Raw genomic sequence first — 25394 nt, 5'->3', positions numbered from 1 at the left:
CGGCCGAGTGGTACCGGAGGATTCTGGCATGACCTATTGAACTGGTGGGTTTTCCGAGGCGCGGGCGTGTCGGTCGACGCTGAGCCAGTCGTCGTAGCGCTCGCCGGTGACGTCCTGCAGCAGCGCGATGTCCGCGGCGAAGTGTGGCAGCAGCTCGGCCCGCTCCTGCGGGGTGGTCACCGGCCGGGTGCCCTTCTTGCGGTGCAGCAGGGTGAGCAGCGGGCCGCGGGCGGCCAGGCGCAGCGGCACCGGGAAGTGGTGCCCGAAGGTCCCGCCGGTGCGGAGCAGGCCGCGCAGCACCCGGTTGACCGCGTCGTCCTCGACGACGTGCCGGTTCACGTTCTCCTTCGGGATCGCGGTGAGCAGCCCGGTGCGCACGCCGAGGAACGAGCAGACCCGGTCGAGCGTGGCGGCCGGCGCGTCCTTGAGCTCCCGGTAGCGCAGCAGCAGCACCTGCTCGCGCGGGAAGCGCTCGTAGAGGTGCTGCAGCTGACGGCCGTAGAGGCCCAGGCCCAGGTAGTGCCAGAACTGGGCCCAGCCGGCCGCGATCCGGGCCGGCTCGGCCCGGCAGGCGGCCAGGAAGTCGGCCTCCGGCTCGAGGCCGGCGTTCCACAGGTGGGTCCAGTTGGAGTGCGCCCGGTCCACCGGGTCGCGCAGCAGCAGGATGATCCGCGCGTCCGGCGCCAGCTTCTTGATCCGGTCGTGGGCGTCCAGGTCGTGCAGGTAGAACGGCGTCGCCTCGCCGAGCAGCGCTCCGGACGGCGCCGGGGCGAACAGCGCCTCGTAGTCCGCCCGGCGCCACACGTGCTCCTGGTAGGTCTGCACGTCGCCCGGGCCGCCGTGCCCCGGTGGCGGACCGTCGGAGAGGAAGAACTTGGGCTCCTTGACCGCGGACAGGTACAGATCGGGATGCCCGGTCAGGGCGGCGTGCAGGGCGGTGGTCCCGGCCTTGGGCACACCGGCGATCAGGAAGTCGGGAAGTGACATGGATTCCCCCACGGATGCGGCAGTCGCGCAGCAAAGTCGGTTAAGCCTACAGAGTTTATAGGCTTTGGCGATCCCCGGGCGGTGACGTCACCTCGCCCGGGGCGGCACCCAGCGTCGCCACCAGGCGGGACGCCGGAATCGGGCGCACTGCCCGGACGCACAGGTCACGCACTCGGTGCCGGCGCGGTAGTGCTCGTGCGCCGGGAACGGATGCCCACAGACGCAGAGCGGACCCTCGGCCGCCGTCGGATTGCTGCCCACGCCTCCAGCATGCCAGTTCACCTGCGACGACGCACTTTTTGACGGTGCGTCACCGGGCTTCGCGCCGTGAATACGAAGAGTGATGTCAGACCACACGACATATCCGGACTTATCGTTATTCGTGGCATCGATGGGCATTCGCCGGGCTAGGCGGGTTTGGTCCACCCAATTAAAGGGTCACCATCACTCACGGTGATTGTGAACTGAATCACTAGACATCCTCTGAACAGGCGCTCTTTACCTACTCTCGCGCTCAAGCTCTGACCCACTGTGACATGGGACAGCCCCGGGAACTGTTGACGCTACGTAATCCTTGGGTAGGTTGATCACCAGCAAGTGGCCGTGTCGAACCTGACCGGGAATTCGCGCCACCACCTGCGTTGCCGCCCCCGGAAGGGACCGACATGGAGCTCTCGCACGTGAACACCAACACTGGCAGTAACCGCCCCCTGACACCCACCGTAAGCGTCGTCATCCCGACGCTGAATGAGGAGCGCAACCTGCCGCACGTGTTCGCGAAGCTTCCGGACCTGATCAGCGAGGTGATCCTGGTCGACGGCGGCTCCAAGGACCGGACCGTGGCGGTGGCCCGCGAGCTGCGCCCCGACGTGGTCGTCGTGCAGCAGACCCGCACCGGCAAGGGCAACGCGCTGGCCTGTGGCTTCGCGGCCTGCACCGGCGACATCATCGTGATGATCGACGCGGACGGCTCCACCGACCCGGGCGAGATCCCGTCGTTCGTGGCCAAGCTGACCGGCGGCGACCAGTTCGTCAAGGGCACCCGGTTCAACTTCGGCGGATTCAGCCACGACATCACCCCGCTGCGCAAGCTCGGCAACGACGGGCTGAACCTGGTGGTCAACGTCCTGTTCAAGACGAAGTTCACCGACCTCTGCTACGGCTACAACGCGTTCTGGCGCGACGTGGTGCCGGCCCTCGACCTGCCGGACGTCGACCTGCCCCGGCCGGCCGACGGCAGCAAGCTGTGGGGCGACGGCTTCGAGATCGAAACCATGATCAACATCCGCGCGGTGGCCGAGCAGCTCAGGGTCGGCGAGGTCGGCAGCACCGAGCACGAGCGCATCCACGGTCAGAGCAACCTGAACACGTTCCGCGACGGCTTCCGCGTGCTGCGCACCATCGTCAACGAGTTCGGCCGGGCCCGGGCCCGCCGCCGGGCCGGCATCGCGCCGTTCGCCACCACGCTGGCCGAGGCCACCACCCGCCGGACCACCGACCTGCACCCGGTCGACCCGCGGGCGCCGCAGCACACCGGCGGGCGCCACGCCGCCGACCGGCACGCCGACACCGCGACCAAGCCGGTCGGCGTCCGGTCCCTCGACGATCTGCGGGCGCTGCAGGCCCGAGCCCTGGACGACCGCAAGGCCTGACGGTCCGCCCCGCTCTCCCGCCCTCAGGAGCACTCCCCCCGTGAACCCCTCCCCGCTCGCGATCACGATCGTCGTGCCCACCTACACCGAGAAGCGCTGGGACTACCTGCTCCGGACGCTCGCGTCGGCCCGCGCGCAGACCCACCAGCCCGCCGAGATCATCGTCGTCGTCGATCACAACCCGGCGATGTTCGAGCGGGCCAGGGCCGAACTGACCGGCGTCACCGTGCTGGCCAACGCGCACCCGCAGGGCGTCTCCGGCAACCGGAACACCGGCGCGGAGCACGCGGTCACGTCGCTGATCGCGTTCCTGGACGACGACATCGTCGCCGACCAGCATTGGCTGGCCCGGCAGATCGAGCCGTTCGCCGACCCGCGGGTGGTCGGCACCGGTGGCGCCATCGTCCCGGCCTGGGCGGGTCCGGCACCGCGCTGGATGCCGGCCGAGTTCCTGTGGGCGGTCGGCGGCTCGTACGCCGGCATGCCCACCGAGACCGCGCCGATCCGCAACGTCTGGTCGGCCAACATGATCGTCCGCCGGGACGTGTTCCGCGCGGTGGACGGCTTCCGGGTCGGCTTCGGCAAGCTCGGTGACCGCAACCGGCCCGAGGACACCGACCTCTGCCTGCGGATGAGCGCGATCGGCGGCGGCCGCTGGATGTACGTGCCGAGCGCCGTCATCCAGCACGAGGTGCCCGCCGAGCGCGCCTCCTTCCGGTTCTTCGTGCGGCGCTGCTACGCGGAGGGCCGCGGCAAGGTGCAGATGGCCGGCCTGCACCAGAACGACCCGCTCGGCGCCGAGCGCAGCTACCTGTGGTCGCTGCCCAAGGCGTTCCTGCGCCACCTCGGCGGCGCCGTCCGCGGCCAGGGCCTGGACCAGCTGCTGCGAGCCGGCGGCGTGGTCGCCGGAGTCGCCGCGGCCGGAGTCGGCGGCGTCGTGGAAACCGTCAGCGCGCGCCGGTCCGCCCGGCGCCCCGTAGTGAGGCCCGCCCAGTGACCACCGCCCCCGTGTTCGACACCGACACCGACTCGCGCCCCGCCGTGGTGCTCGACGTCGAGCTCTCCGAGCCGCTGCCGCGGGTCGCCGCGATCGGCCCGGACGGCCGCCGGGTCCACCAGGCCTGGGCGCTGATCCGGCTGCACACCGAGCCGCTCGGCACCCTGCTCGCCGACGTCCCGGAGTACGGCCTGAGCCCGGCCGACCTGGCCGCCGCGATCGACGACCAGCTCGGCGACGTGATCCGCCCGCGCCTCGGCGGCGCCGCGATCCCGACCGGCGGGTTCACCCCGGCCACCGAGCCGCCGTTCCTCGCGAGCCGGCGCGCCGTGCTGGCCGCCGCGCCGGACATCACCGTGGTGGTCTGCACCCGGGAACGCCCCGGCGCGCTGGCCCGCTGCCTGGACAGCCTGCTCGCCCAGCAGTACCCGGGCTTCCGGATCCTGGTGGTGGACAACGCCCCGGCCACCGAGGCCACCGCCGAGGTGGTCCGCTCGGCAGCCCGCCGTGGCCCGGTGGAATACCTCAAGGAGCCGAAGGCCGGGCTCTCCTTCGCCCGCAACGCCGCCGTCGCCGCGTGCCCCGGACAGATCATGGCCTGGATCGACGACGACGAGCTGGCCGACCCGCACTGGCTGGCCGAGGTGGCCCGGGCCCTGGCCGAGCACCCGGAGGCCGACGTGGTCTCCGGCGTGATCGTGCCGGCCGAGCTGGAGAGCCGGGCGCAGATCTGGTTCGAGCAGTTCGGCGGGCACAGCAAGGGGCGCGGTTTCCGGCCGGACGTGTTCGGGCCGGCCAGCGCCGGCCGGCAGAACCCGCTCTACCCGCTGCCGCCGTTCGGCACCGGCGCGAACATGACGTTCCGGGCCGGCGTGATCGAGCGGATCGGTGGCTGGGACACCGCGCTCGGCGCCGGCACCCCGGCGATGGGCTCCGAGGACACCCTGGCGTTCACCCAGGTGCTGCTGGCCGGCGGGACGATCGTGTACCAGCCGACCGCGGTCACCCACCACTACCACCGGCGGGACTTCGCCGGGCTGCAGAAGCAGATGGTCGGGTACGGGACCGGGCTGACCGCGGCGTACACCAGCCTGCTGCTCGGGCGGCCGGGGCTGCTCTGGCGCCTGCTGCGGCTCGCGCCGACCGCGTACCGGGACCTGACCGGCAAGGACAGCCTGCGGGTCTCCACGTTGCAGGACGATTTTCCTCGCGAACTGCTCGGTGCCAACCGAAGGGGAATGATTGCCGGTCCCCGCGCCTATCTGCGGGGACGGCGGGCCGCCCGGGCCAAGCTCCGCCAGCACCCGTAAACCCCACAGGGAGGCCCTTCGACATGGCGCAGCAGCGCTCGCCCGAGACCGAGGCCACCGCGATCGTCGCGCCGGTGACTGCTTCCGTGGCCCAGCGGGCCCTGAAGAAGAAGAAGTCCGACGTACGGAAGAGCACCAAGCAGTGGCCGACGAACACGGCCGCCCGCAAGCCGGCGCTCCCCCTCGTACCGAAAAAGATCGATCCGGACCCCAAGCCGACCGTGACCGAAACTGACGCCCGGCTGGAATTCGCCGCGGCAGCGGTCGTCGCCGGGGCCGCCGGCCTGGTCGCCCAGCTGATCCCGCACGGCGGCACCCGCCTGATGCTGCTGATGGTCCTGATCGTCGTCGGACCCGGCGCCGCCGTGATGGCCTTCGCGCCGGTCCGCAACCGGCTGACCGCCTGGTCGATGGCGGCCGCGCTCAGCCTGTCGGCCTCGGTCGCGCCGGCCGTGCTCACCCTCTGGCTGCACGTCTGGAACCCGGCCGCCTCGCTCGGCGGGCTGGCCGCCGCCTCGCTGCTCACCGGTGCTGTGCAGGCGGTCCGGCTGACCCGTTCCGGAGTGCGCTGGACCCGGCCCCACCTGACCGATCCAGATCAGCCGCCGGCCGGCCGCCTCACCCGGTGGCTGCCGCTCGTCACGCTGCCCGCCGCGCTTGCGTTGTGGATCATCGCGATGGTCCGGACCAGTGCCTCCGACATCGGCGCCTACGGCCTGTCCAGCACGCTCGGCGTGCCGTTCCTGGTCGCCCTCGCGCTGCTCGGCGTCGGCTTCACCACCGAGTTGTTCGGCCGGGCCCGCCCGCTGGTGCTGACCGCCGGCCTGCTCGCCGTGCCGGCCATCATGCAGGCCACCGTGCCGATCGTCAGCGGCACCGTCGAGTACGCCTGGACCTACAAGCACCTCGGCGTCGTCGAGCTGATCCGCGACAACCACCACCTGATCGACTCCAGCGACATCTACCAGCAGTGGCCCGGTTTCTTCGCGCTGCTGGCGATGCTCTCGCACGTCTCCGGGCTCGACCCGATCTCGTTCGCCGCCTGGTCCTCGCTGGCCTGCATGCTGCTCAACGCGCTGATGACCGCGGCCCTGGTCCGGCAGTTCACCGCGAACCGCCGGGTGATCGCGCTCACCGCCCTGCTGGCACAGATGTGCATGTGGGTGGACATCGGCTACTTCAGCCCGCAGGGCTACGTCTACCCGCTGATGCTGGCGTTCTGGGTGATCGTGATCCGCTGGATGACCGGCCCGCCGGCCCGCGTCGGACGGCTGAACCGCTGGCTGACCCGGGACATGCCGGAACGCGCCGAGCCGAGCCGCGCCACCACGCTCCGGGCCGGCGCCGCGGCCACCGTGATCTTCGCGGCGATCGTGGTGTCGCACCAGCTCACCCCGGTGATGATGATGGTCCCGCTGGTGGCCATGGCGGTGCTCGGCGTGCTGCGCCCGCGCCTGCTGGTGGTGGTGCTCGGTGTGGTGCTGGTCGCGTTCCTGGCCCCGCGGATGGGTTCGGTCAGCAGCCAGTACACGATCTTCGACTTCAACATCTTCGCGAACGCCTCCGGCAACGCGAAGAGCTGGAGCACCCCGGAGCAGGAGTTCTCCGCCCTGGTCGCCCGGGCACTGGCGATCGGCCTGTGGGCGACCGCGCTGGTCGCCGTCTGGCGGGCCCGCCGCCGCCTCGGCACCGTGCTGGTCGCGGCGCTGCTCGCCTACCTGCCGATCACCACGCTGGCCGGTGGCAGCTACGGCGGCGAGGCGATCTACCGGGTCTACGCGTTCTCCCTGCCGTTCACCGCGCTGCTGGTCGCGACGCTGTGGGCCGGTGGCAAGCCGCACCGCACCTGGTACTGGAAGATCGGTTCGGGCCTGATGGCGGCCGCGCTGATGTTCGCCGGGCTGCAGGGCCTGCAGGGGCAGAGCCGGGTCAACGTCGTCTCCCGCGGCGACATCACCGCGGCGGAATACCTCTACGCCCACGCCGCGCCGGACGCCGGGATCATCCTGGTCGCCCCGAACTTCCCGACGAAGCTGGCAGCGAACTACGGCTCCTACAACAAGGGCCACGTCTCGGTCGACATCTCGCTGGTCGGCGACCCGTACTTCACCGGGAACATCAACAGCTCCCGGCTCGCCGACCTGAAGACCTACGTCGAGGCCATGCGCTACACCACCAACTACCTGGTGGTCAGCGACTCGATGGACCGCCAGACGACCTACTTCGGCACCCTGCCGGCCGGCTCGCTGACGTCTCTCACCGACGGCCTGAACACCTCCACCGACTGGCAGGTCTTCTACAAGGCCCCCGGCGTCGTCATCTACCGCCTCGTCCCGTGACCACCCCGCGGTATGCCGCCGGACCGCCCGGCCTTCCGACCGCTTCCCTACGGTACGAATACCGTGCGCCCGTCCGTAGGCTACGAGCCACGTCCCGCCCGTGAGGCCCGCGACACCGCGCTCCTCCAGACCGCAGCGCGCCTCCCGCCCCCGGCTGGCTCCCAGGGGTGCCTCCGGCACTGTGAGACACCCCTGAGGACCAGCCGGTCACCCGAACTCCCCACGCAGGCGCCGTCACCGGCTTGCGTGGGGACTTTCGGCACGGAGCGCACCCGAACTTCACACACAACGGCCGTCACCGGCTTGCGTGGGGACTTTCGGCGCGCTCCGCACCACAACTTCACACACAACGGCTGTTCCAGGCTTGCGTGGGGACTTTTGGCGCGGAGCGCACCACAACTTCACACATGACGGGGTTCAGCTGGTGGAGGTGGTGTCGAAGCCGGTGCGGGACTGCCAGGCCGGCAGGTCGACGGTGTGGCCGGTGTCGGCGGTGCCGGCCGGGGCGATGACCGCGAACGTCGAACCCGTCAGGTGGTAGCGGTTCGCGTCGATGGTGATCTTCGGGACCTTGCTGACCGCGGCGAACTGGAGGCGGTGGACGGCGTCGCCGGACTGGGTGATGTCGTTGCCGGTGATGGTCAGGCCGGTGATCGGGCCGGCGAACTCGCCGTCCTGGGTGATCAGGAACGTGAACTGGCTGAGGTTCTGAAACGTGTTGCCGGTGACCTGCATGCCGGTGGCGCAGCGCAGGACCAGGCCGGTGAAGGACTCGCGTTCGGTCTCATGGCCCCGGCTGGCCACGGTGTTGCCGGTGAACGTGTTGCCGGTGCAGGCCCGGTCGTCGCCGGTGCCGGTCTCCAGCGCGCCGTCGTTGTCGACGAACGTGTTGCCGGTGACCGCGACGTGTGAGGCCGCGTAGATCTCCATGCCGCCGCCGTCGACGCCGTAGTCGGTGGACGGCCCGAGGTTGTGGGTGACCTGGTTGTCGCGGAACGTCGGCCCGGGGCTGTCGGTGATGAACGTGGTGCCGAGGCCGTACCCGCCGAAGTCGTCGTCGGCGTCCGGGGTGTTCTGCACGATCCGGTTCTGGTCGTGCACGTCGTTGCCCTCGACCAGCACGCCCCGGCCACCGCCGGAGATCGCGATGCCGGCGCCGTTGCGGTCCACCTCGTTGCCGGTGACCGTGAGGTCGCGGGCGCCGGTGGCCAGGACGCCGTAACAGCCGACCGGCAGGCCCAGCGCGTTCGTGCCGTAACTGTCGTGCACGTGCACGTCGTGCACGGTCACCCCGGTGGTCCCGTCGATCCGGATACCGCTGCCGTGGTCGCCGGTCGTGCTGTTGTCCGGCGTCGGGTTCGGCACGCAGCCACTGACCTCGAGCGTCTCCAGGGTCACGTCCTTCGCCGTCACCAGCACCACGTCGCGGGTACCTGACCTGCCGACGATCGTGGCCCGGTCACCGGACGCGCTGGTGACGGTCAGGCCCGGCCGGTCGACGGTGAACGGCGAGTACTCACCGGCCCGCAGCCGGATGGTGGCGCCGTCGGGGACGCTGGCGATGGCCTTGACCACCGACCGCCACGGGTTCGCGGCACTGCCGTCGCTGTCGTCGTCCCCGTACGGCGAGACCCAGTACCCGCCGGTCTCCGCGACCGTCGCCGGAGTGTCCGAGGTGCCCAGCAGCTCGGCCCGGAACCACACGGCGGCCGTCACCACCGGGAGCAGCACGGCGAGGGCCAGGAGTGCCCGCTTCACGTCAGCGTCCGGCCGGCCTTGCGGGCAGCCCGCCGGACCAGCCGCCACCCGGGCTGGGCGAGCCGTTTGAGCTGCGGCGCCAGGCGCGGGCCACCGCCCTCGACCAGGGCGAGCAGGTCGGCGCCGGTGTGGTCCGGCGTCGGCTGGAACCGGGGTACGGCGAACCGCCGCCGCCCCGCGGTGTGCAGCCGCCGGCCGACCTCGGTGGCGTTGTCGTGCCCGGCCGCCTCGACGACCTCGCGGACCCGGCGCCCGTGGTACCCGTGCGGGTACGCGAACGACCGCACCGGCACCGCCAGCCGCTGCTCCAGCTCCTCGCGGCTGCGGTGGATCTCGTCGCGCAGCACGGCCGGGGCGAGCACGTCGAGCGGGTGGTGGATCAGGCTGTGGTTGCCGATCTCCACTCCGGCCGCGGCGACCTCGGCGAGCTCGTCCCAGGTCAGCATCGGGCCGAAGTCCGCCGACCACCGCCCGAGCCAGCCGGCGTGACCGCCGAGGTGACCGACCGAGGCGTAGAGGGTGGCGCCGGCCCCGGCGGCCCGCAGTGCCGGGACGCCGGCGGTGAGGAAGTCCCGGTACCCGTCGTCGAAGGTGACCGCGACCAGCTTCTCGGTGCTGCCCACCGTGCGCAGCTCCAGCGCTTCGGTCAGCCCGATCAGCCGGTATCCCGCCGTGGTCAGCGCCGCCAGCTGCTCGGCGAGCCGGTCCGGCGGGACCGCGAGGTCGCGCAGCGGGCCGCCGACCGAGGAGACCGAGTGGTACATGAGCGCCGGAAGAGTAGTCCCCATACGTCTCCCATCGTCAGCGTGCCGGACCAGCAAAGCGCGATCTTGGAACGCTCCTCCCACACCCTAGCCAATTTCAGCTACTCCGAGTAACCTTCGCTTTCTTCCAACGCGCCTGCCAGCGCAAACGTGGTCACGAGTCAGCTACTCAGAGTGATTAGTGAACCATTGTCGCGCGGCTGACGTACCGGAGGACGACACCGAATTCGCTTCACCCCGGGAGCGTGCACGAATGTTCCGGCTCATCCAACTGCACACCGAAGCCGGTGTGCCACGCATCGGCGTCGACCCCGACGGCTACGTCAGTGCCCGCGCCGCCCTGGCCCGCTACCGCACCACCCCGGCCACCTACTTCGCGGTCGGCCGGTTCGACCACGAGGGCACCCTCACCGAGGTGATCCTCGATCCGTCCTGCGGCCTGGACGGCGCCTGCCAGCGACCCGCCACGGTGATCCACGCCAAGACGTACCAGCGGCTCTGCGAGGGCTGCGCGGCCGGGCTGGACGTGCTCACCGTGCCGCAGCTGGCCCGGCGGCTCGGCATCGCGTGCCGGCTCGCCCCGCCGATCAGCCGGCTCCGGCAGAACACCCTGGGCGGGCTGCGTTCGCCGTCCGGCAACCGGATCGCCCGCGAGTTCGCCGACCACGTGCACGACTCCGCCTGGCGCCGCGAGCTCTGCGGCGAGGTCGGCCAGACCCCGGCCGCGCTCAACGGCCTGCTGATCGGCACCGGGGCGCTCAGCCACCGGCAGGTCCTCGACCTCTATCCGGCACTGTGCGCGCTGGGCGAGGAGCTGCCGGACGGGATCCGGGCCGACCTGTCCCGGGCGACCGCCCGGCCGCTGTCCCCCGCCGGGGTGGCCGGGCTGCGCCTCGGGCTGGGCTAGAGCCTGACCCGCACCACCGAGCCGGTGTTCTCGCAGGTGCTGCAGTCGGTGAGGTAGGCGTACCGGCCCCGGATGACCAGGCCGCCCGGCGCGGTGAGGCCGTCACCGACCACCACCCGGTGCCGGCCGCCCGGATCGACCCGGACCAGCGCGCCGGTCCGGTCGCCGGAGAGCAGGCCCCGCCGCGAGATCTGCAGGGCGTAGAGCGTGCGGTCCGGGCCCCAGGCCAGGTCGACGACGGCGGTCAGCCCGGTGGCGAACACCCGCGGCCGCTCGCCGGGAACGATCCGCCAGATCCGGGCCTGGCCGGGCGGGAACGGGAAGCCGGTCAGCTCACCGACGTAGAACGCGCCGTCCGGGCCGCGCACCACCGAGGTCGGCACCGCGTCCATCGGGATCGGGGCGCCCGCCCGGACACCGCCCCGCAACCCGGCCGGCGCCGGCACGATCCGCCGCGGGAACGTCGCCACCGTGCTGATCCGGCCGCGCGGGCCGACCCGCAGCAGCGCGTCGCCACCGCCGTCCACCACGAGCTTGCCCCGGTCGACGGCCAGCACCGAGACCGGATTCGCCCCCTTCAGATAGGCGTCGATGTCCGCGACCACGGATCGGCCGCGGTACACCATCGCCGCTCCGGACAACCCCGCTGTGGTACGAAGGTCCGCGCCGCCACCCCGCCCCACCGTGTAGGAGAGCGCGCCGCCCGGGTCCACGGTCACGTCCGACGGACCGGCCGCCCGGGCACCGGCCACCCATGCCGCGGTCGTCTCCGCACCCGTCACCTCCGCACCGGCCGCCTCCGCGTCGGCCGGTGTCGTCGGGGACGGAAGGCCGGTGACGATCCGCCGGACATGGCCGTGCCGGATCGCGGCGATCGCGCCGGACGCCCCGGCGCACACCGGCCCGATGCCGGTCCGGTCCAGCCCGGCGACCACCTGGCCGCCCGCCGGGATCCGGCGGCACGGGACGCCACCGTGCCCGGCCTCGGCGACGTAGAGCGTCCCGTCCGGGCCGAACGCCAGCCCGCGCGGATGGTCCAGCCCGGACGCCACCGTCCACGGTGGCGGGGCGGGCGCGGCCGTCGCCGGCGACGGACCGGCGAGGAGGCCGGCGACCGCGACAACAACCCCGATCGCCGAACGTTTAGTGATCATCTGATTCCTCCCGGTAGTCATGTCGGACTTCGCCAGGTTTCCGCACCGGCGCCCACGAGCCACATGGCCCGAACGGTCCTCCGGCCCCGGGAGTCCTTGATCCGACCACCGGCCAGGTGACGCTACGGTCAGCCCTATGACGTGCACGTTCCCCGAACTGGTGAATCGGGCCCGGGCGCTGGTCGCCGGCGGCCGCCGTGCGGTGCTGGGCATCGCCGGGCCGCCCGGCGCCGGCAAGACCACCCTGGCCGAGTCGCTGCTGGCCGCCCTCGCGCCGGCGCCACCGGACGGCCTGGCCGCCGGGAGCTGGGTGGCGCACGTGCCGATGGACGGCTACCACCTGGCCGATGTCGAGCTGGACCGGCTCGGGCTGCGCGACCGCAAGGGCGCGCCGGAGACGTTCGACGCCTGGGGGTACGCGTCGCTGCTGCGCCGCCTGCTCGCCGACCAGGACGAGATGATCTACGCGCCGGGCTTCGAGCGGGTCCTCGAGCAGCCGATCGCCGGCGCCATCGGGGTGGCCCGGACGGCCCGCCTGGTGATCACCGAGGGGAACTACCTGCTGCTGCCGGACGGGCGGTGGGCCGGGCTGGGCGGGGTGTTCAGCGAGGTCTGGTACACCGACCTCGACCCGGCCGAGCGGCTGCGCCGGCTGGTCGCCCGGCACGAGCGGTTCGGCAAGTCACCGGCCGACGCGCTGGCCTGGGCGACCGGCACCGACGAGCGGAACGCCGCACTGATCGCCACCACCCGGGAAAGGGCGGACCTGCTGGTGCCGTCGGCGCTGCTGTGACTGAGTTTCGAGTCACCGCCGTACCGGAATGGTTTTCACAGTGGCATGCTTGCGGACATGTCGGTGGATGAGGCGGAGGTCGCGGCGCAGCCGCGACGACGGCGTGGCCCGGGTGGCCGGTTCCTGGGGATCCTGGTCGCGGTGATCGTGCTGCTGTTCGGCGTGCCGTGGGCGACGCTGGTCTGGTCGGGCAACGCCTGGCCGGCACCGGTGTTCGTCGCGGGCACGGTCCTGTTCGTGCTGGCCGCGGCGGCCTTCCCCGTGCTGATGTTCCGCGGTCACGGCCGCCACGACGACGTGTCCGCGCGGATCGCCGACACCACTCTCGGCGTGGTCTGGGTGCTGTTCACCTGGTCGGTGCTCGGCCAGCTGGCCGGCCTGGTGCTGCTCGCGGCCGGGGTCGACGGCCCGGCCCGGTCCCGGATCGTCGCCGCGGCCGTCCTGGTGATCTCCGTGGTCCTGCTGATCTGGGGCTACACCGAGGCGATGCGGGTGTCCCGGGTCCGCCGGGTCGACGTGGTCATCCCCCGGCTCGGCGCCGCGCTCGACGGCCTCAAGGTCGTGCTGATCACCGACACCCACTACGGCCCGATCGACCGGGCCCGCTGGTCCCAGGGCGTCACCGAGGTGATCAACTCGCTGGACGCGGACATCGTGGCGCACACCGGCGACATCGCCGACGGCGAGGTGCACCAGCGCCGCGCGATGGCCGCACCGCTCGGCGACATCCGCGCGAAGCTGGCCCGGGTCTACGTGACCGGCAACCACGAGTACATGAGCGGCGCGCAGGGCTGGGTCGAGCACATGTCCTCGCTCGGCTGGGACGCCCTGCACAACCGCCACCTGGTCGTCACCCGCGGCGACGACTCGCTGGTCGTGGCCGGTGTCGACGACCGCACCGCGGCCGGCTCCGGCGTGCCCGGCCACCACATGGACCACGAGGCCGCCCTGGCCGGTGCCGACCCGGCGCTGCCGGTGCTGCTGCTGGCCCACCAGCCGCAGCAGGTCACCGGCGCGGTCGCGCACGGCATCGACCTGCAGCTCTCCGGGCACACCCACGGCGGCCAGATGTGGCCGTTCCACTACCTGGTCCGCACCGACCAGCCGGTGCTGCAAGGCCTGTCCCGGCACTCCGAGCGGACACAGATGTACACCAGCCGGGGCACCGGCTTCTGGGGCCCGCCGTTCCGCATCTTCGCCCCCAGCGAGATCACCCTGCTGACCCTGCGCACCGCGGCCTGACCGGCCGGGTCACCGGCTGGCCCTCAGGGGTGTCTCACGAGCAGTGAGACACCCCTGAGGGCCAGCCGCCTACCCGGCAGAGATCATGATCACCTCGGGGTGGGACGCGCCCCGGGGTGGGCGGGATGCCGGGAATAAACCGGTTGAGCGCGGCTTGCCGGGCCGCGCAGGATGGGGGCACCGCCTCCTTTCCAACGTCCTGAGGACAACGCATGCGTCTGTTACGCGACCTGTGGGCCACCTCCCGAAGTCGCACGGCGCTGGCCGCGCTGCTCATCGTGCTCGGCGCGGCCGGGTCGGCCGCCGCCCTGGCGCTCGCCGGGCCGGTGCTCGTCGACCGGTCCGGGACGCTGTTCGCGGTGCTGGCCGGCGCACTCGGCGCGGCGGTGCTCAGCGACGTCTTCGTGGGCCTGGTCGCCGCCCGGCTGACCGCCGACTGGGCGGCCCGGGTCCGCCGCGGCCTGAACCGGGTCGCGTTCGGACAGGACATCCCCACCCTGGAGAACACCCCGGTCGGCGAGCTGCTCGACCGGATCGACTCGGACGTCTACCAGGTCGGCTCGGAGCTGCGCGGCAGCGGCGTGCGGCTGCTCCAATCGCTCGCGGTCGCCACGCTCTCGATCGGCACCGCGTTCCTGGTCTGGTGGCCGGCCGGTGTCGCGATGGTCGTGGTCGCGGTGCTGATCTTCCTGACCATGAACAAGCCGATCCAGCGGATCTCCCCGGTGCGCATCGCCGAGGAGGAGGCCTGGTCCGACCTGGCCGCCGTGATGGAGGAGGCGATCCACGGGCAGGACGACGTCCGCACCAGCCTGGCCGCGCCGTACGTGCAGAGCCTCTACGCCGACCGGGCCCGCGAGGTGCTGGCCCGGGGCCGCCGGGTCTGGCGCGCGTCGTCCAAGGTGACCATGTGGGCCGGGGCCATCACCCGGACGCTGATCGCCTCGCTCGTCGTGGTCGGCGCGTGGGCCTTGGCCTCGGGGCACATCGACGGTGCCCGGCTGACCGGCGTCTGGCTGCTCGCGCTCGGGTTCGGCGGCACCCTGGAGCAGGTCACCCGGATGGTCCCCGAGCTGCAGAACGCGCTCGGCGCCTGGAGCCGGGTGCAGATGCTCAGCGCGGTCGCACAGGAACCCTCCGAGGGTGAGCCACCGGTCGACGGCGACCTGGAGGTCAGAGACCTGACCTTCCGGTACGGCGAGGCCGACAGCGGCCGGCCGGCGGCCCTGCGCGGGGTGAGCCTCACCTTCGCCCGGGGCCGTTCGTACGCGCTGATCGGGCGTACCGGCTCCGGCAAGTCCACCCTGGCCAAGGTGCTGACCCGGGCCGTGGACGTGCCGGCCGGCACGGTCTTCCTGGGCGGGCACGACATCAACGGCGTCGCGGTCGACAGGCTGCGCCGATGGACCGCGATCGTGCCGCAGCGCACCGAAATCCTGGCCGGCACGCTGGCCGAGAACATCGCGCTGTTCGACCGGGAGCTGCTGCCCCGGGCCGGTGCCGCACTCGAGGAGCTGGGCCTCACCACCTGGGTGAGCGGCCTGCCGGACGGTGTCGACACCCTGCTCGGCGAGGGCGGCTACAAGCTCTCCGCCGGGCAGGAGCAACTGGTGGCGTTCGCCCGGATCCTGGTCCGGGACCCGCAGGTGGTGATCCTGGACGAGGCGACCGCCCGGATGGACCCGGTCACCGAGTCCTGGGTGCAGCGGGCCACCGACCGGCTGCTGCAGGGCCGGATCGGCGTGATCGTGGCGCACCGGCTCTCCTCGGTGCAGCGCTGCGACGAGGTCGTGGTCCTCGCCGACGGCGAGGTGCTGGAGGCCGGCCCGCTGCGCGAGTCCCGCCGGTTCGCCGAGCTGATGGCGAGCAGCGAGCTCGCCGTACCCGCACCGGTCCTGCCGGCCGGCGGCGCGACGCTGGTCGACGAGCCGCACGACTGGGACACCGCGGCCCGCGTCGAGCTCGGCCCGGATTCGCTGGGCAACCCGCTGCCCACTGTGGAACCGCCGCCGCTGCCGGCCGAGCCGCCGACCCGGACGATGCGCGAGATCGCCCGGCTGGCCACCAACGACGCCCGGTACGGCCTCGGCGCGGTCGCCCTGTTCGTGCTGATGGTCCTGCTCGGACTGGACGGCGCGGTGCTCCCGGCCCTGTGGGCGAACGTGGTCGACGGCGTCGGCGACCCGGTGCTCCCGGCCATCGGGATCGCCGTCGCCCTGATCGCGATGATCCCGTCGCTGTACTTCACCGGCGCCTGGTTCCCGGAGTGGTGGGTCCGGCAGATGCTGCGGATCAGCCTGCGCCTGGTGCACGGCCAGATCGGCCCGCGCCGGGTCAGCAAACACACCCCGGCCGAGGTGGTCGCCCAGGGCGGCGACACCGAACGGGTGGTCCAGCTCGCCGACAACCTGATCGACAACGGCGTCGCGCTGATCGCCATGGTGGCGATGACGCTGACCTCGCAGTCGCTGGTGCCGGCGATGTTCTTCCTCGGCACCATGCTGGTCTCCGGGCTGGCCGCGACCCTGTTCGGGCCGCGGCTGGAGCGGGCCGCCCGGCGGACCGTGCTGGCCCGCGCGGCGTTCGCGACCGCGCTGGTGTCGTCGCTGTCGGCGGCGCGCACGGTGAAGCTGGCCGGCGCGACCGAACCGGTGCTGAGCCACCTGGCCGGGCTCGACGCGAAACGCAGCGACCTGCAGTGGCGGGAGATCGCGATCCAGGTGTGGGCGCGGTCCACCCCGTCGATCGCCAGCGGGCTGCTGCCGATCGCGGTCTGGTCGCTCTACCTGTCCGATCGGCTCAGCGCGGCGGCGACCCTGGTCGCGGTCGCGACGCTCGGGTCAGCGCGGTGGTTCGCGTGGACCACGGCGTCGCTGGTGTCGCACTTCCCGTCGGCTCGGGTGTGGACGAACCGGACGGTGGCCATGGCCGGCGTGTCGGCGTACTCGTCCGACGTGCCCGGGGTGGACATCTCGGCCGGTACCGCGGCGGCACCGCCGGTGGCGCCGCGCAATCCGCTGCGCACGCTGCAGCTGCGCGGGTTCAGCGCGGTGCACGAGAACGGCGCCCAGGGTGTCCGCGACGTCGACCTGACCGTCGAGCGCGGCCAGCTCGTGCTGGTGGTCGGGCCGGTCGGCTCGGGCAAGTCGTCGCTGCTGCGCGCCCTGGCCGGGATCGTGCACCACACCGGCGACCTGTGCTGGAACGGCGAGCCGGTCCGCGACCCGGAGCTGTTCCTGCGGCCCAACCAGGTCGGGTACGTCGCCCAGCTGCCCCGGGTGCTGTCCGGGACGGTGGCCGACAACATCCGGCTCGGGCACGAGGTGGACGCGGCCGACGCGGTGTCGGTCGCCCAGCTGGAGCACGACCTGTCCGCGGCCGGCGGTGGCCTGCAGCTGCTGATCGGGCACAAGGGCACCCGGCTCTCCGGCGGTCAGCTGCAACGGCTGGCGCTGGCCCGGGCGCTGGCACCGCGTACCGAGCTGCTGATCGCCGACGACGTGTCGTCCGCGCTGGACGTGACGACCGAGCTGGAGCTGTGGCGGGCGCTGCGCAGCCACGGGGTGACGGTGGTCGGGTCCACGTCGAAGCGGGCGGCGCTGGCTCAGGCCGACCGGGTGGTGATCCTGATCGGCGGCAAGGCCGAGGACCAGGGCACCTGGCCGGAGCTGGAGTCGCGCTGGGGTCATCTGGCCGGTTGAGAGCAAGCTGAGAAAACTGCGTGTCACGCACCTTTGCGTGGCGCGCAGTTTTTGCTAGCCTGGTCCACATGGGACTCCGGGAGACCAAGAAGCAGGCCACCCGGACGGCGCTGAGCTGGGCGGCGATCCGGCTCGTCGTCGAGCGCGGTTATGACCGCGTGCTGGTGGAGGACATCGCGGCGGCCGCCGGGGTGTCCCCGCGCACCTACAACAACTATTTCTCCAGCAAGGCCGAGGCGGTCGCGGCCCGGCACCGGGACCGCTGCTTCGCGGTCGCCGACTCGCTGCGCGCCCGCCCGGCCGGCGAGCCGCTGTGGGACGCGATCACCCAGGCGGTGCTGGAACAGTTCGCGCCGGGGCCCGAGGTCCTGGCCCACCCGGAGCCGGATCACGACAGCTGGGCGGCCGGGCTGCGGCGGATGATGGCGGTGCCGGCGCTGCAGGCCGAGATCCTGCGCGGCGGGGCGGACGCGACACACGCGATCGGGGCCGCGGTCGCCGACCGGACCGGCCTCGACGTGGACCGGGATCTCTATCCGAAGCTGGTCGCGGCGGCGCTGCTGGCGGCCAACGACGCGGTGGTCGCGCACTGGCTGAGCGGGACCGGTCTCGGCCGCGACTCGGTTCCGGAGCTGCTGGTCGAGGCGCTGGGCCAGCTCCGGGCCGGCCTACCCCAGCCCTGACCGCCGAATCCACACCCACCGGCCGCCGGATCCACCCACACCGGCCGCTGCCGCCGAACCGCACGGCCACCGAATTCCCGAACACCGGCCGCCGCCGACCGGCACGGCCGCCCTCGGCACGCCCCGGCCCTTGAGCTGCGGATGTCACGAGCACGACAATCGGCGCTTTTCGTCGTACAAAATTGGGGGTTTTGTCATGGTTTTTGAGGTTGTCATCGTCGGAGCGGGACCCAACGGACTCATGCTCGCCTGCGAACTAGCCCTGGCCGGAGTCACCCCGGTCGTGCTGGAACTCCGCACCGGGCCGTCCACCGAGCAGCGCGCGAACGGCCTGGTCGGGCAGGTCGTCCCGATGCTGCACCGGCGCGGCCTGCACGAACGGCTGACCGGCCGCCCGGGTGCGCCGGAGCCGGCACACGGCCACATCTTCGGCGCGTTCCCGCTGCCGCTCGCCGAGATCCGCGACAACCCGCTGCATCTGCTCCTGGTCCCGCAGCAGAAGATCGAGGCGATGCTCGCCGAGCGCGCCGCCGAACTCGGGGTCGAGATCCGCAGTGGACACCAGCTGACCGCTCTCGATCAGAAGGACGATCGGGTGGTCGCCGAGGTGACCGGCCCGGACGGCGACTACCGGATCGAGGCGCGTCACCTGGTCGCCGCGGACGGAGGTCGCAGCCGGACCCGCAAGCTGTCCGGCTTCGCGTTCCCCGGCATCACCGAGGACCAGTCGGTTTCCCGCACCGCCACGGTCGACGTCCCCGCCGAGTTCCGCGATCCGCGGACCGGTGGCCTGGTCGTCCCCGGCTACGGCACGATCCCGCCGTTCCAGCACCACCGCACCGAACGCGGTCTGGTCGCCTTCGCGCCGTTCCCGGACGGGCGGAATCTGATCACCGCGAGCACCACCGCGCGGCCGGCCGGCGACGATCCGGTGACGCTGCCCGAGGTGCTCGAAACGGTGGCTTACGTGCTCGGCGCCGACGTGCCGCTGCTGCCGCCGACCGGCCCGGGTCCGCAGGTGCTGCGCCGATTGTCCGGCGGCAACACCCGGATCGCCGACCGCTATCGCCGGGGCCGGGTCGTGCTGCTCGGCGACGCCGCCCACGTGCACTCCGCGATGGGCGGGCCTGGCCTCAACCTGGGCCTGCAGGACGCGATCAACCTGGGCTGGAAGCTCGCCGCCGAGGTGCGCGGCTGGGCGGCGGACGGGCTGCTGGACACCTACGAGTCGGAGCGCCGGCCGGTGGCCGAACGGGTCGTCATGCACACCCAGGCGCAGGCGTTGCTGGCCGGCCCGGGTCCGGCGGTGACCGCGCTGCGCGCGCTCTTCAGCGAGATCCTGGAGGAACCGGAGGTGGTCCGGCGTCTGGCCGCGCTCATCGCCGGCACTGATTTCCGGTACGACGGTGTCGGAGACTTCGCACCCGACCTGGGTTCGCTGACCCACAGTGGACGGCCGTTGCTCGTCGACACCACCGGCACGCTCGCTCCGGTTGTCGCGCCGTGGCGGGACCGGGTCGATCTGGTGACCACCACACCGCTGCCGGCAGGAACCGCCATGCTGGTCCGGCCGGACAACTACGTGGCCTGGTCGAGCGAAGCGACCACACCGGACACCTCGTCATTGCGCGCCGCACTCCGGCGCTGGTTCGGCAACCCTGACCCGGTCAGCTCGCGATCTGCGCTTCCAGCTGGGTGACCACACCGGTCACCGTGCCGGCCGGGATCGCGAAGCCGAGGCCCACACTCCCGGTGCTGTCCCCGGAGGTGGCGATGGCCACGTTGATCCCGACCACCCGGCCGGACATATCCACCAGCGCGCCGCCGGAATTCCCCTGGTTGATCGCGGCGTCGGTCTGCAGCAGCCCGCTGAGCTTCTCGTCCCCGGTGTCCAGGCTGCGATCGAGAGCGGACACGATGCCCGAGGTGACGGTGCCCTCCAGCCCGAGCGGCGCGCCGAACGCCAGCACCGTGTCACCCACCGCGACCGAGTCGTCGGTGGCGAACGTGACCGGGGTCAGCCCGCTCAGCCCGGTCGCCTGGACCAGTGCCAGGTCGTGGGTGGCGTCCGCGGCGACCACCTTGGCCGGCACCGTGCTGCCGGTGGAGAGCCGCACGCTGACCGTGCCGTTCGACGAGATCACATGGTTGTTGGTGAGGATCAGGCCGTCCTCGCTGAGCACCACCCCGGAGCCGAGCGACGACTCCCGGGCACCGTCGACGAGCACGGTCACGACGCTGGCCTGCACCTTCGCGACGATCGGGGCAAGGTCGGTGTCCTCGGTGACCGTGGTCGAGGCGATCGTGGTGCCGGCCGCGCTGCTGGTGGCCGACGCCGCGCCACCGTTGCGGTACTGCTCGGTCAGGAACGCGCCGGCGCTGCCACCCCCGCCGACCAGCACCAGGACCGCGGCGCCACCGGCGATCCGGCGCTTCCACCGCGGGTCGCGCGGCGTCTCGACCATCATCGGCGGGATGTGGTGGGCCGGCGGGAACACCGGGTAGGCGGCGTAGTGGTCGTCAGCGGGGCGGCGGTTCAGCAGCTCGGTCATGTCCATAACCTCGCTCGGAAAATTGTCCCGAACCGGTGAGCCGTCTGTGACTTGGCTGTACGCCGCCACCGCCCGGGGTCCCCCGTCCGGGTCGGTGCGCCGGACCACTCGGACGATGCGCCACGCTCTACGTTCTCCCCGTGATTCCTGGACGTTTCGCCCGAACCGCGAGCCTCGCCGCGCTGCTGCTCACCCCGCTGGCCGGCTGCTCGGCCCCGGACCCGGTCTGGGTCCAGGGCCGCTCGCTCTCCTCGCCCGCGGCCGATCCCCTCCCGGTGTCCGCTTCCCCGGCACCGACCGCGGCCGATCCTCTCCCGGTGTCCGCTCTTCCGGCATCGACCGCGGCCGGTCCGGGCCGCTTCGTCGCTTCGGTACGACAGCAGCTCCCGGAACTCGCCGTCGACCGCCGTGACGAGGAGATCGCCGACCTGGGCGTCGCTGCCTGCGCCTCCCTCCGCGACGGCCGCCAGACCGTCCTCACCGCCTACGGTGTCTCGCCCGCACAGGCCCACCAGCTGATCACCGTCGCGCACACCGATCTCTGCCCCTGACCTCCCGCCCGGATCGGCCGAAAGGTGTAGGGATACACAGCTGATCGGGACCCTCGGCAGATGCCGGACACAGCAGAACTTCCGATGCTGGAGTCCGACACCGCATCGGGGAGGCACCAATGACCGGACGAGGAATGCTGAACATGGTCGGCACCGCCGTCGGCGGCCTGATCGGCTGGGCCGAGCCGGCACCGAGCGCCGACCCCGAGAGCCTGCGCGCCCTCTTCGCCGACTTCGGCGTCCAGGTCGGCCCCACGAGCGCCGACCTGGACGAGGCGGTGGCCGCCTTCCAGTCCCGGGTCGGCCTGACCCCCGACGGCGAAGCCGGGCCGCGGACCGTCCACCTGCTGGCCCGATATGCCGCCGAGGCCCGCGAACTGTCCCGCTTCCACAACGCCGCCTGACCCGCCGTCGGGCCGCGCGAGGCCCGCGCCAGTCCCGACCGCACCGCGCCACCCGACCTCGGCTGGTGCTCAGGGGTGTCTCCCGGCCCCCGAGACAACCCTCAGGACCAGCCGGCCGACCTCGGCTGGCGCTGGGGGGTGCCTCCCGGCCGCCGGGACGGCGCTCAGCGGCGGCCGGGGGAAGCGTGGGGGCTCGGTAGGTTGGGCGGTGATGGAACTCTTCACGTACTACGACGACGCCACCGGGGAGCGGGTCGGGCTGACCGCCGGTGAGCTGGGTGACTGGAGTGCCGCGGCGGCGTCGCTGCTCACCGGGGAGTGCGGGCTGCGGCCCGGCCACCGGGCCGGCGTGCTGCTGCCGCCGCACTGGCAGACCGCGGCAGTGCTGCTCGGCGCGTGGTCGGCCGGGCTCGCGGTGTCGTTCCGCGGGTGGAGCACGGCCGGGCTGATCAGTGGCGGGCCGGCGCTGGACGTCACGTTCGTGGAGCGGCGACGGGTGGACAACTGGCTCGACGACGTACCCCTGGCTCAGCACCAGTTTGTCCTCGGTCTGGCGCCGAACGGCGGACCGAGCCCGGACGTACCGGAAAAATACCGGGATTTCCCGGAGGCCGTGCGGGCCCATCTCGGCGCGACCCCGCCGCAAGGTCGCGCCCGGGCCTTCGACATCGCGACGCCGGACGGCACGACGTTCGGTGAGTACGGCGCGATCGCCGCGAGTGTCGCCCGGTCCCGCGGGATCGGGCGCGGCGACCGGGTGCTGATCGACGCGTCCGAGACCGAGGAACCGCTGATCTGGCTGCTGGCCCCGCTCACCGCGGGCGCGTCGATCGTGCTCTGCGCCAACCTGGACCGGTCCCGCCTGGATGAACGGATCGCCGCCGAGGGTGCGACCCGGCTGCTTTGACGGTGATCTTCTTCTACTGTGGACGTCATGGAGGTTTTCGATCAACTCGCTGAGAAATACCAGGGCGAGTACAGCCATAATCCGTTCCAGTCGGCCCTGATCGAGCGCATCAGCTCGTTGTTACCGGCCGGCGCCGCAGTGCTCGATCTGGGCTGCGGCACCGGTGTTCCCACCGCCAAGGTCCTGACCGAGTCCGATCACCGCGTGGTGGGTGTCGACATCGCCGAGGGGATGTTGCGCCTGGCTCGCGAGCAGGTGCCCGCGGCCGAGTTCGTGCACGCCAACTTCGCCGAACTGCCCGACAACTTCGGGACGTTCGACGCGGTCACCGCGTTCTTCTCGCTGCTCATGCTCAGCAAGGCCGATATCGAACGCACCTTCGACAAGGTCGCCGGCTGGTTGAAGCCGGGTGGCCACTTCGCGATCGGCATGGTCAATTTTGATGCCGACAGCATCCCGATCGAGTTCATGGGCGTCCCGGTGACCGTCTCCGGTTATCTGGAGCCGGACCTCAAGGCGGTCCTCGAAGCGCACGGCTTCACCGTCATCAGCATCGAGACGGTCTTCTTCACCCCCACCGACGGTCCGCAGGAGAGCCAGATCTTCGCGCTGGCCCAGCTGCCCGAGTGATCTCCGGGGCTGAGGCGGCGCCTCGGCCCCGGGTTTTCACCACAGGCAGAGCGACGACCGGAACCGCCGGGTTCGGACGGACTTCGGACAATCCCCACATCACGTGATCAAGCCGATGAACAAGATCAATGGGGTAGCCTTGCCTCAGCGGGGTGGAAAACAGTCGGGGTGGATAACAGCCGGGCTGGAACAGCCGGACTGGGAAACGCTGGCGTGTCCGCCCGAAGACCGGGTGTCATCGCCGCCAATGTAGTCGGCGATGACACTCCCGCCCGCTCAGGAATAGATCGCGGGCCGCTCGTCGACGGTGACCGCCACCCGATCCCCGGTTCGCAGCGCCCGCACCGCGGCGTCCGAGACCACCGCGGCGGCATAACCGTCCCAGGACCCCGGCCCGGCCGGCGGCCCTCCCCCGATGACCGAGTCCGCCCACTCGCGCAGCTCCACGTCGTAGGCGGTGGCGAACCGGTCCCGCCAGTCGCCCGGCACCGGGCCGGCCAGCCGCCCGGCGTGCCGGACCGCGATCAGGCCCGGGTTCTCCAGCGAGACCGTGCCGTCCTCGCCGAGGATCTCGCCGCGGATGTCGTATCCGTATCGGACGTTCACCGAGATCTCCACGTCGACGAGCACCTCGTTCGCCAACTCCAGGACCAGCAGCAGCGGGTCCGGCAGGCTGCCGGCGTTCCGGCTCACCCGCGGGCGCAGCACCCGGACCGCGACGATCTCCGCGCCGAACATCCACCGCACCATGTCGATCTCGTGGACCGCGGTGTCGGTGATGGTGTTCTCCGGCTCGTAGAAGGCCGGCACGCCGGCGTTGCGGTGCGCGCAGTGCATCATCAGCGGCGCGCCGATCACCCCGCTGTCCAGCACCTGTTTCAGCGCCCGGTAGGCCGCGTCGTAGCGCCGCATGTAGCCGACCTGGACGAGCCGGCGCCCGTGCGCGACCTCGGCCGCCACGATCCGCAGGCACGCCTCCCGCGTGGTGGCCAGGGGTTTCTCGCAGAACACCGGTTTGCCGGCGGCGATCGCGGCGAGCACGTACTCCTCGTGGGTGCCGCCCCAGGAGCAGACCAGCACCGCGTCCACCTCGTCGGCGGCGATCAGGGCCAGCCCGTTCGGGTGCACGGTGGCGCCGAGCGGCGCGGCCACCTGCGCGGCCACGAACGCGTCCACGTCGGCGACCGCCACCACGTCGATCCCGGCTAGGACCGTGGTCAGCCGCCGGATGTGATCGCGCCCGATCAGGCCGGCGCCGATCACGCCGACCCGCAGCACCGCCCTCATGCCGGGCGGCCCAGTTCCCGGGAGAGTTCGGCCAGCTCGTCGCCGCCGGCCATCTGGGTGGTCAGCTCGTCCAGGGTGACCCGGCCACGCGCGGCGTCGAGCACCGCCGCGCCCCGTTTGAGGATCACGAAGTGGTCGCCGACCAGGTAGGCGTGCTGCGGGTTGTGGGTGATGAAGACGACGCCGAGGCCCGCGTCCCGGGCCGCCGCGATGTACCTGAGCACCACGCCGGACTGCTTCACGCCGAGCGCCGCGGTGGGCTCGTCCAGGATCAGCACCCGGGCGCCGAAGTAGACCGCCCGGGCGATCGCCACGCACTGCCGCTGGCCGCCGGAGAGCGTCCCGATCGGCTGATCGATGTCGGCCACGACGATGCCCATCTTGCGCAGCTCCTGGTCCGCGATCCGTCTCATCTCCCGGATCCGCATGCGGGCCAGCGGGAAGCGCCCGGCGACGAGCTCCGAGCCGAGGAAGAAGTTGCGCCACACCTCCATCAGCGGGACCACGGCGAGGTCCTGGTAGACGGTCGCGATGCCGAGGTCGAGCGCCTCCCGCGGCGATGAGAACCGCCGCTCGGCGCCGTCGACCCGGAGCGAGCCCGAGGTGTGCGGATGCAGGCCGGAGATGACCTTGATGAGGGTGGACTTGCCGGCGCCGTTGTCGCCGAGCACGCAGGTCACCTCGCCGGCGCCGACGCGCAGGTCGACGTCGTACAGGGCGCGGATCGGACCGTAGCTCTTGCCCACGCCGGTGAGCTGGACCAGCGGATCGGACAC

21 protein-coding genes are annotated in these 25394 nt (G+C 72.1%); 14 read left to right on the top strand and 7 right to left on the bottom strand.

What is annotated here, in order from left to right; all coding sequences use genetic code 11:
* Positions 1 to 33: 33 nt before the first annotated feature.
* Positions 34 to 987 (bottom strand): sulfotransferase family protein, encoded by a 954-nt coding sequence (locus ADL15_RS35595; protein WP_067700566.1) that lies wholly within the window; start codon positions 985 to 987, stop codon positions 34 to 36.
* Between the two features lie 770 nt (positions 988 to 1757).
* On the opposite strand from ADL15_RS35595, the gene ADL15_RS35590 reads away from it, so the two are divergent.
* Genes ADL15_RS35590 through ADL15_RS35575 form a run of 4 tightly spaced genes read left to right on the top strand, consistent with a single transcriptional unit; the run spans position 1758 to position 7285 of the window.
* A complete protein-coding gene (locus ADL15_RS35590) occupies positions 1758 to 2639 on the top strand; it encodes a glycosyltransferase family 2 protein (RefSeq protein WP_232344754.1) in 882 nt (293 codons plus the stop codon).
* 40 nt (positions 2640 to 2679) lie between these two features.
* Positions 2680 to 3636: a glycosyltransferase family 2 protein gene (locus ADL15_RS35585; protein ID WP_067700563.1), complete on the top strand. Its 957-nt coding sequence runs from the start codon at positions 2680 to 2682 to the stop codon at positions 3634 to 3636.
* On the top strand, positions 3633 to 4946 hold the full coding sequence (locus tag ADL15_RS35580; RefSeq protein ID WP_067700560.1) for a glycosyltransferase: 1314 nt from the start codon (positions 3633 to 3635) through the stop codon (positions 4944 to 4946). Before ADL15_RS35585 ends, ADL15_RS35580 begins: the two co-directional genes overlap by 4 nt.
* A 23-nt stretch (positions 4947 to 4969) precedes the next feature.
* On the top strand, positions 4970 to 7285 hold the full coding sequence (locus ADL15_RS35575) for a hypothetical protein (protein WP_067700557.1): 2316 nt from the start codon (positions 4970 to 4972) through the stop codon (positions 7283 to 7285).
* A 417-nt stretch (positions 7286 to 7702) separates the two neighbouring features.
* On the opposite strand, the gene ADL15_RS35570 is transcribed toward ADL15_RS35575, so the two are convergent.
* Both ADL15_RS35570 and ADL15_RS35565 read right to left on the bottom strand, forming a co-directional pair.
* Entirely contained in the window at positions 7703 to 9043 is a 1341-nt protein-coding gene (locus tag ADL15_RS35570) for a right-handed parallel beta-helix repeat-containing protein (protein WP_067700554.1), read from the bottom strand.
* A complete protein-coding gene (locus ADL15_RS35565) occupies positions 9040 to 9831 on the bottom strand; it encodes a polysaccharide deacetylase family protein (RefSeq protein WP_067700551.1) in 792 nt (263 codons plus the stop codon). Before ADL15_RS35565 ends, ADL15_RS35570 begins: the two co-directional genes overlap by 4 nt.
* Positions 9832 to 10060: 229 nt before the next feature.
* On the opposite strand from ADL15_RS35565, the gene ADL15_RS35560 reads away from it, so the two are divergent.
* Positions 10061 to 10714, top strand: coding sequence for a hypothetical protein (locus ADL15_RS35560; RefSeq protein ID WP_067700548.1), 654 nt, complete (start codon positions 10061 to 10063; stop codon positions 10712 to 10714).
* Here the strand turns inward: ADL15_RS35560 and ADL15_RS35555 are convergent.
* Complete coding sequence (locus tag ADL15_RS35555; RefSeq protein WP_067700540.1) at positions 10711 to 11868, bottom strand: ScyD/ScyE family protein; 1158 nt, start codon at positions 11866 to 11868, stop codon at positions 10711 to 10713. The two genes, ADL15_RS35560 and ADL15_RS35555, sit on opposite strands and share 4 nt — an antisense overlap.
* Before the next feature lie 136 nt (positions 11869 to 12004).
* Here ADL15_RS35555 and ADL15_RS35550 point away from each other — a divergent pair, with 136 nt between their 5' ends.
* From ADL15_RS35550 to ADL15_RS35530, 5 genes are all read left to right on the top strand, one after another.
* Positions 12005 to 12661, top strand: a complete 657-nt coding sequence (locus tag ADL15_RS35550) for a nucleoside/nucleotide kinase family protein (protein ID WP_067700537.1) — start codon at positions 12005 to 12007, stop codon at positions 12659 to 12661.
* Between the two features lie 57 nt (positions 12662 to 12718).
* Positions 12719 to 13903, top strand: coding sequence for a metallophosphoesterase (locus tag ADL15_RS35545; protein WP_198171152.1), 1185 nt, complete (start codon positions 12719 to 12721; stop codon positions 13901 to 13903).
* Between the two features lie 212 nt (positions 13904 to 14115).
* Entirely contained in the window at positions 14116 to 17604 is a 3489-nt protein-coding gene (locus ADL15_RS35540; protein WP_067700531.1) for an ATP-binding cassette domain-containing protein, read from the top strand.
* A 68-nt stretch (positions 17605 to 17672) separates the two neighbouring features.
* Complete coding sequence (locus tag ADL15_RS35535; RefSeq protein WP_067700528.1) at positions 17673 to 18287, top strand: acyl-CoA-like ligand-binding transcription factor; 615 nt, start codon at positions 17673 to 17675, stop codon at positions 18285 to 18287.
* Between the two features lie 196 nt (positions 18288 to 18483).
* Positions 18484 to 19986: an FAD-dependent monooxygenase gene (locus ADL15_RS35530; protein ID WP_067700526.1), complete on the top strand. Its 1503-nt coding sequence runs from the start codon at positions 18484 to 18486 to the stop codon at positions 19984 to 19986.
* Here ADL15_RS35530 and ADL15_RS35525 read toward each other — a convergent pair.
* Positions 19955 to 20839, bottom strand: coding sequence for a S1C family serine protease (locus ADL15_RS35525; RefSeq protein WP_067700694.1), 885 nt, complete (start codon positions 20837 to 20839; stop codon positions 19955 to 19957). The genes ADL15_RS35530 and ADL15_RS35525 overlap by 32 nt on opposite strands.
* A gap of 140 nt (positions 20840 to 20979) precedes the next feature.
* Here ADL15_RS35525 and ADL15_RS35520 point away from each other — a divergent pair, with 140 nt between their 5' ends.
* The 4 genes from ADL15_RS35520 to ADL15_RS35505 all read left to right on the top strand — a co-directional run bounded on the left by ADL15_RS35520 (position 20980) and on the right by ADL15_RS35505 (position 23331).
* Positions 20980 to 21390 carry a hypothetical protein gene (locus ADL15_RS35520; RefSeq protein ID WP_067700523.1) on the top strand — a complete coding sequence of 137 codons (411 nt, stop codon included), beginning with the start codon at positions 20980 to 20982 and terminating at the stop codon, positions 21388 to 21390.
* Positions 21391 to 21509: 119 nt separating this feature from the next.
* Positions 21510 to 21794, top strand: a complete 285-nt coding sequence (locus tag ADL15_RS35515; RefSeq protein ID WP_067700520.1) for a peptidoglycan-binding protein — start codon at positions 21510 to 21512, stop codon at positions 21792 to 21794.
* Positions 21795 to 22005: 211 nt separating this feature from the next.
* Complete coding sequence (locus ADL15_RS35510; protein ID WP_067700517.1) at positions 22006 to 22701, top strand: TIGR03089 family protein; 696 nt, start codon at positions 22006 to 22008, stop codon at positions 22699 to 22701.
* A gap of 27 nt (positions 22702 to 22728) precedes the next feature.
* Complete coding sequence (locus ADL15_RS35505) at positions 22729 to 23331, top strand: class I SAM-dependent methyltransferase (RefSeq protein ID WP_067700691.1); 603 nt, start codon at positions 22729 to 22731, stop codon at positions 23329 to 23331.
* Between the two features lie 276 nt (positions 23332 to 23607).
* Here ADL15_RS35505 and ADL15_RS35500 read toward each other — a convergent pair whose 3' ends face one another.
* Both ADL15_RS35500 and ADL15_RS35495 read right to left on the bottom strand, forming a co-directional pair.
* A complete protein-coding gene (locus tag ADL15_RS35500; protein ID WP_067700514.1) occupies positions 23608 to 24618 on the bottom strand; it encodes a Gfo/Idh/MocA family protein in 1011 nt (336 codons plus the stop codon).
* Complete coding sequence (locus ADL15_RS35495; protein ID WP_067700511.1) at positions 24615 to 25394, bottom strand: ATP-binding cassette domain-containing protein; 780 nt, start codon at positions 25392 to 25394, stop codon at positions 24615 to 24617. The genes ADL15_RS35500 and ADL15_RS35495 overlap by 4 nt, the downstream gene beginning before the upstream one ends.

The organism is Actinoplanes awajinensis subsp. mycoplanecinus (assembly GCF_001509495.1).
In the GTDB taxonomy this organism is placed as follows: Bacteria; Actinomycetota; Actinomycetes; order Mycobacteriales; family Micromonosporaceae; genus Actinoplanes; species Actinoplanes palleronii.
This window is presented reverse-complemented; position numbering and strand designations above follow the sequence as displayed.